The sequence below is a fragment of the Sphaerospermopsis reniformis genome, from assembly GCF_005402885.1.
In the GTDB taxonomy this organism is placed as follows: domain Bacteria; phylum Cyanobacteriota; class Cyanobacteriia; order Cyanobacteriales; family Nostocaceae; genus Sphaerospermopsis; species Sphaerospermopsis kisseleviana.
The window spans coordinates 1-13,529 of sequence record NZ_BJCE01000044.1 but is presented as its reverse complement, the minus strand read 5'-3'; the positions used below and the strand labels follow the sequence as shown (position 1 = coordinate 13,529).

The 13,529-nt window shown below is 36.4% G+C and carries 13 protein-coding genes; 4 read left to right on the top strand and 9 right to left on the bottom strand.

Features of this window, described 5'->3' with window-relative positions; genetic code table 11:
- Positions 1–24: 24 nt before the first annotated feature.
- From FFR48_RS08770 to cofH, 5 genes are all read right to left on the bottom strand, one after another.
- Positions 25–1,488 (bottom strand): VMAP-C domain-containing protein, encoded by a 1,464-nt coding sequence (locus FFR48_RS08770; protein WP_137667095.1) that lies wholly within the window; start codon positions 1,486–1,488, stop codon positions 25–27.
- 16 nt (positions 1,489–1,504) lie between these two features.
- Positions 1,505–2,086, bottom strand: coding sequence for a Pycsar system effector family protein (locus FFR48_RS08765; protein ID WP_236104033.1), 582 nt, complete (start codon positions 2,084–2,086; stop codon positions 1,505–1,507).
- 311 nt (positions 2,087–2,397) lie between these two features.
- Positions 2,398–3,897: a family 10 glycosylhydrolase gene (locus FFR48_RS08760; RefSeq protein WP_137667094.1), complete on the bottom strand. Its 1,500-nt coding sequence runs from the start codon at positions 3,895–3,897 to the stop codon at positions 2,398–2,400.
- Between the two features lie 259 nt (positions 3,898–4,156).
- Positions 4,157–4,555: a photosystem II protein Psb27 gene (psb27, locus tag FFR48_RS08755; protein WP_096572777.1), complete on the bottom strand. Its 399-nt coding sequence runs from the start codon at positions 4,553–4,555 to the stop codon at positions 4,157–4,159.
- Positions 4,556–4,672: 117 nt separating this feature from the next.
- Complete coding sequence (gene cofH, locus FFR48_RS08750) at positions 4,673–5,812, bottom strand: 7,8-didemethyl-8-hydroxy-5-deazariboflavin synthase subunit CofH (RefSeq protein ID WP_137667093.1); 1,140 nt, start codon at positions 5,810–5,812, stop codon at positions 4,673–4,675.
- Positions 5,813–6,227: 415 nt separating this feature from the next.
- Between cofH and FFR48_RS08745 the strand changes: the two genes are divergently transcribed.
- Complete coding sequence (locus FFR48_RS08745) at positions 6,228–7,472, top strand: glycosyltransferase (protein WP_137667092.1); 1,245 nt, start codon at positions 6,228–6,230, stop codon at positions 7,470–7,472.
- 56 nt (positions 7,473–7,528) lie between these two features.
- Here the strand turns inward: FFR48_RS08745 and FFR48_RS08740 are convergent, their stop codons facing one another.
- Entirely contained in the window at positions 7,529–8,059 is a 531-nt protein-coding gene (locus FFR48_RS08740; RefSeq protein WP_137667104.1) for a hypothetical protein, read from the bottom strand.
- 101 nt (positions 8,060–8,160) lie between these two features.
- Here FFR48_RS08740 and petN point away from each other — a divergent pair, with 101 nt between their 5' ends.
- Positions 8,161–8,247 (top strand): cytochrome b6-f complex subunit PetN, encoded by an 87-nt coding sequence (petN, locus tag FFR48_RS08735; protein WP_013189847.1) that lies wholly within the window; start codon positions 8,161–8,163, stop codon positions 8,245–8,247.
- A 7-nt stretch (positions 8,248–8,254) separates the two neighbouring features.
- Positions 8,255–8,416 carry a hypothetical protein gene (locus FFR48_RS28930; protein ID WP_096570625.1) on the top strand — a complete coding sequence of 54 codons (162 nt, stop codon included), beginning with the start codon at positions 8,255–8,257 and terminating at the stop codon, positions 8,414–8,416.
- Positions 8,417–8,638: 222 nt separating this feature from the next.
- Here the strand turns inward: FFR48_RS28930 and FFR48_RS08730 are convergent, their stop codons facing one another.
- The 3 genes from FFR48_RS08730 to FFR48_RS30040 form a co-directional block, all read right to left on the bottom strand.
- Positions 8,639–9,007 (bottom strand): type II toxin-antitoxin system PemK/MazF family toxin, encoded by a 369-nt coding sequence (locus FFR48_RS08730; RefSeq protein ID WP_096570627.1) that lies wholly within the window; start codon positions 9,005–9,007, stop codon positions 8,639–8,641.
- On the bottom strand, positions 9,004–9,279 hold the full coding sequence (locus FFR48_RS08725; protein WP_096570629.1) for a ribbon-helix-helix domain-containing protein: 276 nt from the start codon (positions 9,277–9,279) through the stop codon (positions 9,004–9,006). The genes FFR48_RS08730 and FFR48_RS08725 overlap by 4 nt, the downstream gene beginning before the upstream one ends.
- 302 nt (positions 9,280–9,581) lie before the next feature.
- Positions 9,582–9,716 carry a hypothetical protein gene (locus tag FFR48_RS30040; RefSeq protein ID WP_268932421.1) on the bottom strand — a complete coding sequence of 45 codons (135 nt, stop codon included), beginning with the start codon at positions 9,714–9,716 and terminating at the stop codon, positions 9,582–9,584.
- A 522-nt stretch (positions 9,717–10,238) separates the two neighbouring features.
- Here FFR48_RS30040 and FFR48_RS08720 point away from each other — a divergent pair.
- On the top strand, positions 10,239–13,448 hold the full coding sequence (locus FFR48_RS08720) for a glycoside hydrolase family 15 protein (protein WP_137667091.1): 3,210 nt from the start codon (positions 10,239–10,241) through the stop codon (positions 13,446–13,448).
- Positions 13,449–13,529 lie beyond the last annotated feature (81 nt).

Sequence of the window (13,529 nt, the reverse complement as noted above, 5' to 3'; positions counted from 1 at the left end):
AATTAATTAATAAAATTTTCATTTCTAAACGTTTCTAGCCATATTAGGAGATATTAGTTGATTTGCTCCTGTTGGTATTTTATCATGATCAAATAATACTCCTAAATTGTAACCAAAGTCAGTTCTTCTCTCCATATTGTTTTTTCTAATATCATGAATATTTCTATGGATTCTGTAAAATTTACAAAAATTATGGTGAGAACCAGAATCTATGTCTAGAATACGTCTAAAATTTTCAGATACAGTAGTATCATCAATGGTTTTGTATCTAGTCCATAAACACAAAGGAAAACCTTCTCTCAAAATCTTTGAAAAGATTTTATACCTTGCTTTTGAAGCTGGAAAATGGTCATTAATTAGATGATAAACATCAGTGTTTTGAATAAATTTTTGAGTATTATTAGTATTAATAAACTCTTGTAACAAGCGGAATTTTTCTCGATATAAAATAATTGATTGATCATTGATATCATGCTTAAAGAATCTCTCATAGGAACGTACAATTAATGGATATAAATTACAAATTGGTATTCTTTGACTACCAGATTCATCAGGAATTTGTTTAATATCAAAATCTGCGCCTAAAAGACTAATAGGTACAAACAATTCTATAATTAGCGAGCTACATAATATAATATTTTGCTTTTTAAGCTCTTTTTTCATTTCTTGAATGCTTTTATATACATAATCAATGATTTCCTTTTCTAAATAACTTCTAAATTCTTCTTCCTCACTTAATTGAATAGGAAATCTTTTTAGTTCTTTCTCACACTCATTATTTTCAAATTGTACAAATTCAGATTTTATGAGAAATTCGGGTTTATTAGTATTAGGTTTGGGTTCTATAATAAAAAAAAGATAATTAGCAATTAAAGGTTTGGTAGGTTGTGTTTTTTGTGAACTGTCCAGATTAGAAAACATCTGACAACGATAAGCGGTAATTGTACCTTCATGGTTTTTACCTGGAACTGAAACTGATTCATTCTCAAACTTATTTTTTATATCTTCATTAAAATTATTAAAAGTTTCTTGATCAACATAAAAATAACCAGGAGGATTTGCTTGAACAAGTCGGGAAACTGGAACTAAAACATTACTGCCTTCTATTCTACGAAGACCTGATTGAGATGAATCAAAATGAACAGTACCTGTTGCTGCACCAACGCGAAATATTCTTTTTCTTCTATTAGGTTCGTTGTTATCTATTTCTTCAACAGATTTGCAAAAATATTCAACAAATTGATAAGCATCATTAACATTTTTAAATGAGATACGATAACCATCTCCACCTAAAGAATGAAATTCGTCATATTCAGAACGATTAGCAACTGTATTAAAAGCTGTTTCAACTAAGTTGTGAATCTGATTTATGAACGTTCTTGTTAACTCGGCTCCCCCTTGTTTTTGAATTTCATTAGTAAAAGTCGAAGATGTAACTAAATCAAGATAAACTACAGTTAATTTAATATTCATAGATGAAGATGACATAAAATAATTACACTAATTACAAATGACGATAAATAACCAAACTAATCAAAACAGAACAAGGAATTACCACAATAGAAGCAATAAAAACATATACTGCATAGGTAAATACCCGAAATTTCAGAAAAGTAATTTCACTATTAATAGTAATTTGTGCAGCAATATCTTTATATTCTTTTTTGTAAGGTTTATTTAATTTAATGTCAAAATAATGCTGATTTAGTGCTTCTAATAAGTCAGTTGGATCATATTTTCTTAAATGTCCAAAAAACCAGAAATTATCCTTATCTGGATTAGTATTATTTAAGTTAAGTCGCAACCCTAAAACACGCTCTAAATTTGTTTTAGGTAAAAAAGACAAAGAACAAACTAAAGCACAAATACAAAGAATAATTGTTGTTAACAATAATCCAATTTTTAATGAATTAGGCAGATTTTGGGCTGTGGACAAAATGGTTATAGTAGCAGTAATAGCAGCACCAGAAAAAGCCAAAAGAATACCATTCTTGGCTTCTGCGAACTTCAGCCACTCATTTACATTCTGGAAAATTGCTATGAGCTTAGAAGAAATTTCATCCATAACTACAAATGTACATAGCATTATTACAAATAGATATTATCACGCTAAGTAGGTTTTTTATCACCCTAGATATAGGAAATTGCAGAGAAATAATAAAATTTAACCATTTCCATGCCTCAAACCCTTGATTTTTCGTTTCATACCTATGTAATCACCAAAATTTTCTTACAGAAAAAACTAGTACAGCAGGGCGTAAATAAACTAATTATTATCAATCACAGCCAAAAAGCTTATGACCTATTACTTTTTACTTTTGCGAAGCGGTACTAGTTTGTTACACAAAAATTACTATTTGGGCTATATGATTAATTCCTATTCAAATAGACGTAATATCACTGAGATTTACAAAATTTACGCTGGCCATCAAGTTCTGGATGTTGCCAAGAATAGGCAAAATGACTAACTGCATTAATTTGAGGTGCAAATCTCCTTAAAGCTGCCATTTGTTGTTCTAAGGGTGGACGGCCTGTTATTGGTTCTCCCCATTTACCAGCTAAAGCAGGAATAACTTTTGTACCTGGTTGCGCCATACTTAAAACTCGTTGCACTTGGTCCATAATACAATTAGCATTTCCACAAGTCGCATAGGACATAGGATGCCATTCTAAAGTATTAGGAAATCTATCCCAAGGTTGTAAACGGGAATCATAACCTTTTCCTATTGTTTGATTACCTTCTGGGAAAAATACTACTCCCGCTGGAATATTATTTTGTGTGGCTGGATAACTAGCTAGGGCAACAAAATCTAATATACCTTGCATGGCGTGAGCAACTGCCAAAAGCCATAAATCTGTTTGTAAAATTGGTTGTTTATCGTTTGCTGTGAGTAATGATTTTTCTGCAACTGGAGGAATACGACCTTCCCACATTGGTTCATCTTCTTGGGGATAAAGTTGATCAACTTCTCCTACATCTCCTGCTGTGATGTATCCTTTACTTAAAAACCGGCGAATTAATTCTAGTCCTTTATTATTTTTGGCACGACGCAATAAAGCTTCTTGAATTGCCGGAGTAAATAACCATAAATCGCCAACTTTTGTAGCTATGGAATCAGTTCCAGCTTGTCGGGGATAGCGTACATAGTCTAATAATAAGCCATCAGGACGACGACGCATTATTTCTTGTACCATGCGGTAAAAATCGGTTTTTGCTTGGGTGTTATAGGGGTCTACAAATACTTGGGAACGGTTATCTACAACTTCTATGCTAGTTTGACCTTTTCCATTACGAGTGATCGCATCTTTTCTACTCTCAATTTGACCATAAGTGTAGCCAAAATTTATTGTAAACATCCAAGCATAAACTTTTAATCCTCTTGCTTGTCCTTTTTTAATTCCTTCAGCTAATAAATCAACTTTTTCTTTTCCTGGAGTACGAACAACAGATGGCCAAACTGTGGGATTATTTGCTACTGGTAACAATACCTGTCCATCATAAAATGCTTCTAAATAAACTTGGTTATAGCCACTATTGACTATATGATCCATTATCTGATCAACTGCTCCGGGCTGAGAGTCACAGGGATACAAACGTAACCAGATAGCTTGAGTTTGTGGCCAATTTTGACGGCGACAATTTTGTAATTCTTCTGCGTGTTCTTTGAGGATTCTGTGATAACGACTTTGAGCATTTCTATTGCCTTTAATGGCTGATAAACGTAGTTCTTCTTTTTGTTTAACTGCTTTTGGTGATAATTGACATAACTCCATTACTTGTGCTGCTGCTGGTTGAGTGCTAAAGTTAGGAATTAACATATTACTGCTAAAGAAAACAGCAAATAGACTGCGACGCAATAATCTTGGTGTGGGAAAGTTGAAAAGAGTTTTGTACATATTGCTTAATTAACCTTAATTGATCTATCTTTTGCTAAATTTCTTACTTAATTAATATATGACAACAGGAAAAATTTATTTAAGGAGTCGTAGGGGCGAAGCATTCGGACAATAACCTGTGATCAAAATTGATAATTTATCGGCCGAATGCTTCGCCCGTATAGGAGAAATATTCATGAATCTAGAGAAATTTTTGCATAAAAAGCAGGCCAAGCCTGCTATTAAGAATATTTGCAAATTATCAACTTTTGCCTAATAATTAACCACCACGGTTAACGACTGCTTCAACACGAGCAAATTCTTTTTCTAGGCGATTTTTCAGCTTTTCAGGTATGGGACGGTTAGGGTAGGAACTGTAATGTCCAGCTAAAGCGTTCAGGGCAGTTCTCATGGTTGTAAAGGAACTCAAGCCAGAAACGGCATTGGATCTTTGATAACGTGCAGAAAAGTCATTGATTTTTTGACGTGCTTCTGCTTGTATTGCTGCTTTATTAGGATCATCTGGTGATAATTCTACGGCTTGTTTTAAGACTTTGACTACGGCCAAGGTGTCTTGACGATAATCTCCGGTTAAGCCGTCTGGACTGCCAGAACAACCCATTAAACCGATGGTGACTACTAAAAGTAGTGCCAGCAGACGCGACCAATAATGCTTCATATCCATTAATTAAATACGTAAATCACAGTCCATCGTATCAGGGAATAGGGGACTGGTGACTGGTGACTGGGTAATGGGTAATTACTTATATTTTTTATTTTTCCCAATCACCAATCCCTAATCACCAATCACCTCATATAAAGTATTCCGTTGTTGATAAGGTCTGTTGAGGGAGGCGATCGCACTTTGCAGGGTTTCTACTTCCATGCACGTACCACCGATAGCCCCGGCCATTGTGGTAATGTGTTCTTCCATTAATGTGCCACCAATATCGTTACAACCCCAAGTTAAGGCTTCTGTCGCCCCAGCTAACCCTAATTTTACCCAACTTGGTTGATGGTTAGGTATGCAGTTTCCTAAGAATATCCTTGCTACCGCAGTGAGTAAAAGTGCATCTGCTAATACTGGTTGATCTCTTCCTACTCGACGACGTAAGGATTTAGGTGCTTCTTGACCCACAAAGGGTAATAAAATAAATTCTGTAATTTTGGCTGGGTATCCTTTTTCTAAGGCTGTTTGTTGCAGCGATCGCAATTTTTCTAAATGTCCTATTTGCTGTTCCGGTGTTTCAATATGCCCCGATAACATGGTACTCGTAGTTGGTACACCTAATTTGTGCGCTGTACTGACAATTTCTAACCAAGTTGCAGTATCTATTTTTTCAGGACATAATACTTTTCTCACTTGATCATCTAACACCTCGGCTGCTGTTCCTGGCATTGAACCCACACCCGCATCACGTAAAGCTTCTATGACATGAGTATAGGAAATTCCGTCAACTCTAGCAATAAACTGGATTTCCTGGGGCGAAAAGGCGTGTAAATGTAGCTGGGGAAACTCTTGTTTAATGGTTTCTACCAATTTAATGTAATAAGGTAAGGATTTACCGTTAATTTGCGCTTGTGGGTTTAATCCCCCTTGCATACAGATTTCTTTAGCCCCTCGACGCACTGCATCTGTAGATTTTTCTAAAATCTGCGCCCAATCTAACCAGTAAGCATCCGTATCACCATCATCCCTTCTGAATGCACAAAAACTACAGTGCTGTTCACAAATGTTAGTAAAATTAATGTTACGGTTGATTACGTAAGTAACAGTCTCACCAGCTTGTTTTTGTCGCAGTTTGTCAGCAGTTTCCCGAATAGTATTTACAGATTCCTGGTCAGTTTGGTTTAATAAAACTACTGCCTCAGATGGTGATATATTAAACCCTAGCAAGGAACACTCAAGAATAGAATCCAAGGTTATATTAGTCACAGCTATTTAAAATTTTATTAATGTATGAATGGAATGAATTAAAAGCTAACTTACTATTTTAATGCTTTGGCTATATGTTAAATTGGTTTTTAAGAGGTTTTCTAAAAAGTTGAGGGCTAACGCTATAGGCGAATATAAATCGCTACCACACAAACAAAATTCACCAGTGAACTAAGGAAAAATTAGGGGTTTCAAACCTGTATAGGTAGCTTTGGCTGTGTAGATGTAATTTCTCATCACCCAAGTGAGACTTTTTAAACATCCTCCAAACGTCTGTTTTATTGTGCATGAGTACCTTTTATCTACCTAAATAAATAATTTCAGATATCAAACCGGATGCCTATAGTTTTTGCAAATAAAATAAAATAAATAAAATAATTAATTTTTTAGACTAAAATATTTTAAATTTTAATTTATGGACTTCGATGCCTCTCATTCCCTATTAAACGTTCCTACTGGTTTATTAAAGATTGCGGAACATCCACCTAGTGATGTTGTAGCTAGAAACAATGATCTTCTCCTATCTCTGGTAATTCCTACTTACAAAGAGCGTGATAATATCGAGAATATCATCAATATCCTCACTGGTTTACTAGATGCAGCGATACCTAATAATTATGAATTAATTGTAGTTGATGATGACAGCCCGGATTTTACTTGGCAGGTAGCACAATCTTTGATACTTGATTATCCGCAGTTGCGGGTAATGCGTCGTCAAGACGAAAGGGGGCTTTCTTCAGCGGTAGTTAGAGGTTGGCAAGCCGCTAAAGGTCGTGTTTTGGGTGTGATTGATGGAGATTTGCAGCATCCACCAGAAGTATTATTACAACTATTACAAAAAATAGAACAAGGGGCGGATTTGGCTTTAGCTAGTCGTCACGTTGAGGGTGGTGGTGTCAGTAGTTGGAGTGTGGTGAGGCGGTTTTTATCCCGTGGGGCGCAGGTTTTAGGGTTGATTATTTTACCAGGGGTATTGGGTAGAGTTACTGACCCGATGAGTGGTTATTTTATGGTGCGTCGAAGTGCGATCGCTGGTGCTACGATGAATCCTGTGGGGTATAAAATTCTTTTGGAGGTGATCGGTAGAGGTAACGTTAGAGAAATTGCTGAAGCGGGTTATGTCTTCCGCGAAAGAACAGAAGGAGAAAGTAAAGTAACGTGGAAGCAATATGTTGAGTATATTCAACATTTAATTCGTTTACGGGTATCTACTGGCAATTTAGGTAAAATAAGTCGCAGAATAGATTTCCCCATTGGCAAATTTATCCGCTTTGGTTTAGTGGGTTTGAGTGGGGTGTTTGTAGATATGGCAGTGCTTTATTTACTCAGTGATGCTTCTACTTTGGCTTTACCTTTAACTCGCAGTAAAATAATTGCTGGTGAAATTGCCATTTTTAATAATTTCCTGTGGAATGATGCTTGGACATTTGCAGATGTGTCCATGCAGCAAAAAGGATGGAAACAACGCATTAAGAGGTTTTTAAAATTTAATGTGGTTTGTTTAGCAGGATTGGTAATTAATGTTTTGGTTTTGAATGTTGTTTATAATTTCTTGATTCCTAATCAGTATATTGCTAACTTGATTGCGATCGCAGTAGCAACAATTTGGAATTTCTGGGTTAACCTCAAATTAAGCTGGCGGGTGACAGATGTAAAATAATCAATTTGATTGGTGATTGGTGATTGGTGATTGGTGATTGGGGAGAAATTCCTTAACTATTGCCTATTCCCTATAAATGGTTTTAACCAAGTTAGAGAAATAGCAAGATCGAGAAGAGTAACTGCTAAGGCAAACCAGAAAATACTCTCTGTGGCTAAGATTAAAAAAGGTAAAATTGCATTATTGAAACTCCAACCAAATTCTATTTGAGTTAATCCGCGTACTAAACCAAAAGCAAATACCGCACCAGATTTAAGGTGACTATTTTTATCTACTCTGATGATATAGCGATAGGTGACACCAAATAGAAAACCAGAAAAACCTGCAATTACAGCACTAAGTATAAATTGTAAATTAATTGGTGAATTAATTATTTGTGAAATTTGTGAAATTTGTGAAATTTGTGAAATTTGTAAATTAATTATTTGTAAATCAATTGACGAACCTTGATGAATATTCAGTATAGGAAAATACTGCTTTAGCAACAACCCATTAACAACAGTCGTAACTAAGAAAGCAGAACCAACGGATAAACTACCAATAACACCTGCTTTGACAGATTCTAACCTTTCTTGCATGAGTTCCATAAACCTGGCCAGCCTTCTGTAAACACCAATGAACAATCTACCGCCTTTTCCCGGTATGATAAACATTAGAAACCTTTTGCAATTATTTGAAAAGTAGAACTATGATTTTGACACTAGGTTGGGTATCACTTCTGGTTGTGTTCACTTGGTCGATTTCTATGGTAGTCTGGGGACGGAACGGACTCTAGAGGAATCGTGGAAAGTCCATTACTGAGTATTTTGGCTATAGTTGCCCTAGTGCTGCTGGTAGGAGTTACAGGTGGTGTAGTCTATTTAACCTTGGCAGATTGGCGCGATCGCCGTCGTCGAGAAGACGAAACCCGTGAACTTAAACGCAGCACTGCCAAACGTCGCTGATTTTACAGCCCATACAAACACATACAAAGCTTTATGTGGGGACATGATTAAATTCGTGTCTCCACATATTTTATGGCAACAGGAGGCAGGACTTTTTTATTTTGGATTTTGGATTTTGGATTTTGGATTTTGGATTTTGGATTGTTTTTGTTATCTCCAATCTAAAATCTTCTTCACTCCCTATTTATTCCCTTCTTGCTGTCACCTGTCACCTGTCACCTGTCACCAGTCACCTGCTATATCTACTTCCCCTGGTAGATCCAAAGCGATTAATAAAGCCTGTGCTAGATGTGCCATCACAGCGTCAGAAAGTACACCTCGTAATCGCAAAAAGCGCGTTTTAGATAATACCCGCACCTGATCTGCCATTGCGATCGAGTCTTTTCTCAGTCCGCCATCTGGTGCTAAAATTAAAACTTGAGTGGGGTAAACCCGCTTGCCGGTTTGATAAGTCGTGCAAGGTACTGCCAAAACAACTGGGCTAGATAAATTAATTACGTCACGACTGACAATAATTACGGGGCGAGTTCCTCCTTGTTCTGAACCTTCAGTCATTTCTAGACGCGCATCGTACACTTCACCCCTTCTCATCGTGGAGATTCCCCTAGCTGCAACGCCTCCCATTGAGCCGTAGCAAATTCCGCCTCCATTCTTAAAACTTCTGCTTGATAATCTGGATCTCTGGTCATTTCCGCTAAAGCGGCATCAATTTCGGCTCGCCTTTGTGCTGCTAGTTCTCGCTTCAAGGCTTGCACCACAAACTCATTTCTACTTTTGGCTTTCCCCTCTAACACAGCTTTATCAGTCGCTTCTAACAATTCTTTCGGGATCGTTAACGTCGTGCGAATAGTTTCTACTTTCATGGCGCGTTCAGTCTGTGATGTCTGAAGTGATGCCTTTTATGATATCGTTTTCGGCATCCATTAGGAACTGTAAATTTGTCATTGGTAATTGGTAATTGGTGATTGGTAATTGGTGATTGGTGGGTTATTATTCTCCCCTACACCCCCAAACAAATTTAAACCCCCCAAACGTAAAATGTCAGGGGGGTTAGCAATTGCAAAAAAACAGGCTCTATATCCATAAATTAATTATTCACTTGGGAAAAATAACCTTGGGGCAATATATGATCATCGGTACTGGAATACTCTTGTTTGATTTTGATTTAAGACTTACCGCGTTTAAGCGAACCATCAGCATATAGTTCTAGGGGTACTAATTCAGTTTTGCCATTAGCTTTTACTTGGGAGTAAACTACTTTGAGCAAAGGAGAGTGGTTTTCATTGTAACGTAAACACATAACATATCCTCTCTTGTCTGTTACAAATTTTTCTGGTCTTCAAGGCAGTTGATCTCTATAATATAAAGATGTTTTTTAAGTTGTTTGTAGTTTGCATTGCCTTGATTGAGTGTTTTTTTCTCTTTACTTTATAATACCAAAGAAAAGCTTAAATTTGGGAAAAATAGCGGTAAATATCATGAAGATTTGAACAAGTTAGCAAATAATGTTGTCAGTGGAAATTATTAGATATACTTACTGAAAGCACAATTTAGTTACCCAAAAAATCATATATAAATAACAACTGGTTATGATCTGTAATTCCCTCATGATTTGCCAGTTAATTGATTGCTTGGGAAGAGAAATTTACGTCACAGTTACAGAGTATAATTGATTTATAACTTTACTGACAAACTAAGTAAGTCGGTACAAAAAAAACAAGCAAGTACAAAAATGTAAAATTGCTAAAAACCTATTCCCTTCTGCCTCCTGCCTTCTGCCTCCTGCCTTGCCATAACGACAATTTTTAATGCCTACCTACTTATGAAAACACCCACAGAACTGCCAACTCGCTTAGATTACTACTACCAACAAATCAAAACCATTATTCTCGCTCGTCAAAATCCTATCACGGGTTTGTTACCTGCGAGTACCGCAATTACCGCTCATGGTGATTATACTGATGCTTGGGTGCGAGACAATGTTTATAGCATTTTGGCAGTTTGGGGTTTAGCACTGGCATACCGAAAAATAGATAATGATCAAGGACGTACTTACGAACTTGAATATAGTGTTGTTAAATTAATGCGTGGTTTGCTCTTCGCTATGATGCGACAGGCGCATAAAGTTGAAAAATTTAAACATACCCAATCTTTGTTAGATGGACTGCATGCCAAATACAACACAGCTACTGGTGATATTGTTGTTGGTGATGATGAATGGGGACATTTACAACTAGATGCCACATCTATATATTTGCTGATGTTGGCAGAAATGACAGCAGCAGGTTTATCAATTATTTTTACCTTGGATGAAGTTAACTTTGTCCAAAATTTAGTTTATTACATTGGTAGAGCTTACCGCACACCAGATTATGGAATTTGGGAGCGAGGTAATAAAATTAATCATGGTAAGGCAGAATTAAATGCTAGTTCTCTGGGAATGGCAAAAGCTGCACTAGAAGCTATCAATGGACTGAATTTATTTGGTGTGCATGGTAGTCAAGCATCAGTAATTCATGTTTTACCAGATGAAATTTCTAGAGCGAGAATTACTTTAGAATCTTTATTACCAAGAGAGTCTGCATCTAAAGAAGTTGATGCTGCATTATTGAGTATTATTAGCTATCCTGCTTTTGCTGTTGAAGATGCACAACTGAGGGAACGCACATATAAGGAAATTATTAATAAATTAGCTGGTAAATATGGCTGTAAACGCTTCCTCAGAGATGGACATCAAACAATTTTAGAAGATACTCATCGGTTACATTATGAACCTTGGGAACTGAAACAATTTGAGGATATTGAATGTGAATGGCCGCTATTTTTCACTTATTTAGTGCTTGATGCTATTTTTCGTCAAGACCAGGAACAAGTGCAAAAATACCAAGAATTGTTAGCAGCATTACTGGTAGAAAGAGATGGTTTCCAGTTATTACCAGAATTGTATTATGTACCAGAGGAAAAGATTGAAGCGGAGAAATTAAATCCCCATTCCCAAACAAGATTACCTAATGAAAATATCCCCTTAGTTTGGGCGCAAAGTTTGTATTTTCTGGGGCAAATGTTGAGTGAAGGTTTAATCGCAGTAGGTGATATTGATCCCTTGGGTAGACATTTGTGCGTGGGTAAAAAACGGGAAGCAATGATACAAATTGCTTTATTGGCAGAAAATGAAGAAGTGCAAGCACAATTAGAAGTATATGGCATTGAAAGTCAAACACCCAACCAAGTAGAACCCATTCAAGTGAGACAAGCTGGGGAATTATCAGAAATTTATACGCAAATTGGACGCAATGATCAATTAGGTTTAACAGGTCGTCCGGTGCGAAGGTTGCGGAGTTTGACAACTTCCAGAATATTTAAAATTCAAAATCAAACTGTTGTATTTTTACCTGCTTTCTTAGATGCACAGCAGTTTTATTTAACGCTAGATTATCATTTTCTGCTGGATCAAATTAGAGGTGAATTGGCTTATATCCAAAAATATTGGAGTGATTTAGGTCGTCCTATTTTGACATTGATGATTACTCGCACGATGCTAGAAACAGGTTCAGATGCATTATTAGCATTAATGCAAGAACTGAAAAATGGTGTTTGCGGTGGTGTGCAGGTAAAATTAGGCAAGTTAAATCAATTAATGTTGACTGGGGCAATTCAAAGAATTGATTTTATTACAGATATAGAATTATTCTGTCCTCCAGTTAAAAATGCGAGATTACGTTGTTATTACTTGGTTTCTCAGCCTGAGAAAAATTGGCGGTTGGGACATACTCAAGAATTTCAAATGGAATGTGAAACTAACTTAGATTTGTTACTAAGTTATTTACGTTCCTCAGAAAATATCTATGAACAAATTGAATTACTGCAAACTTTAAATCGGTTAAAGGGTTTGGATTTTGATACTGGTTATGGTGAAGATGGTTATAGTGTGACAGTGGGTGATTTATTGGATGAAGTTTACACTAAAGCAGGTTATTTAGGTTTGTGGGCGGTGGTGCGTCGTGCTGCTGGTTTACGGCAAATGGTGGATATTGGTTTATCGGATGCGGTGACAAGTATTTTGGTAAGAGGTAAACAAATTGCTGTAGGTAGGGCTTATAGTGAAGCTTCGTTAATAATTGTACCAAAATCACATCATGAAATTGCCGAGAAAATTAATAATTTCTGTCGGGAAGATATCAGAGACAGGGTTTTAACTCAAGAAATTCTCATTTATTTAGGTGTGTTAATCAAAACAGAACCAGAATTATTTAAAGGACTTTTAACACTGAGGGTTGGTTATTTAATTCTGTTAATTACTAGCGAATTAGCTCAAGAATTAGGTGTGACCCAAGACGAAGCTTATGATCACCTGATGCAGCTTTCACCTTATGAAGTGAAACTGCGTTTGGAAAAAGTTTTAACAAGTTATAGTGGGGTGAGTGGTTTATTACGTCAACAAGAATCACTGCATATTAAGCAAAAAGAAAGTGATATTGCTTGGGTAGTGCAACCTGTAATTAGTGAAGATGAAATTGCCGTGACTCCAGAAAATTGGCGGAGATTTCGTCAAGCGGAAGGGGCAATAAATCGAGTTCCCAAGGACTTTTTTAAACAAGTTTGGTTGTTAATGCACCATTGTAAAGGTTTGGTGATTGGCGATAAGTTGGAAAGACGGAATCGTTTAGAAAGTGAGGTGATGATTTCGGAAATGACTGCGGGTGAAAGAAATTTTGCCTTGAGAATTGAACATTTACTCAATAAAATTGAAGCGCCAGAATATCGCCAAGTAAATGTGGAAGCGTTGATGGAGTTAGGAGCTATAGCTGCGAATAACCCTAATTTACAAATTCAAGATTATATAGTATTAGATGTGTTAATTGGTCACGCAGTGCGGTTAGCGTGGTTAGAAAAAAATCCTGAACGGGGCGATCGCTATGATGAAGATAAAGGTTTAGCATGGCCTCAATTTTACAACACTTCACCCAGAGATTGCGCTAATTATATTTTGAAAGCCTTGAAGTTCTTGACAGAATTTGCGAGGGATTTTTAAACTCAAAATTAGGACATTAATCCAAAATCATGCAACTTCTAGTTGTGGCTGGTAATTGGTAATTGGTAATTGGTAATTATC

Bases quoted from the DNA above. Each gene is read 5' to 3' on its own strand.
- FFR48_RS08770 (WP_137667095.1), bottom strand. From the start codon at position 1,488: ATGTCATCTTCATCTATGAATATTAAATTAACTGTAGTTTATCTTGAT.
- FFR48_RS08765 (WP_236104033.1), bottom strand. From the start codon at position 2,086: ATGCTATGTACATTTGTAGTTATGGATGAAATTTCTTCTAAGCTCATA.
- FFR48_RS08760 (WP_137667094.1), bottom strand. From the start codon at position 3,897: ATGTACAAAACTCTTTTCAACTTTCCCACACCAAGATTATTGCGTCGC.
- psb27 (WP_096572777.1), bottom strand. From the start codon at position 4,555: ATGAAGCATTATTGGTCGCGTCTGCTGGCACTACTTTTAGTAGTCACC.
- FFR48_RS08745 (WP_137667092.1), top strand. From the start codon at position 6,228: ATGGACTTCGATGCCTCTCATTCCCTATTAAACGTTCCTACTGGTTTA.
- FFR48_RS08740 (WP_137667104.1), bottom strand. From the start codon at position 8,059: ATGGAACTCATGCAAGAAAGGTTAGAATCTGTCAAAGCAGGTGTTATT.
- petN (WP_013189847.1), top strand. From the start codon at position 8,161: ATGATTTTGACACTAGGTTGGGTATCACTTCTGGTTGTGTTCACTTGG.
- FFR48_RS08730 (WP_096570627.1), bottom strand. From the start codon at position 9,007: ATGAGAAGGGGTGAAGTGTACGATGCGCGTCTAGAAATGACTGAAGGT.
- FFR48_RS08725 (WP_096570629.1), bottom strand. From the start codon at position 9,279: ATGAAAGTAGAAACTATTCGCACGACGTTAACGATCCCGAAAGAATTG.
- FFR48_RS30040 (WP_268932421.1), bottom strand. From the start codon at position 9,716: ATGTGTTTACGTTACAATGAAAACCACTCTCCTTTGCTCAAAGTAGTT.
- FFR48_RS08720 (WP_137667091.1), top strand. From the start codon at position 10,239: ATGAAAACACCCACAGAACTGCCAACTCGCTTAGATTACTACTACCAA.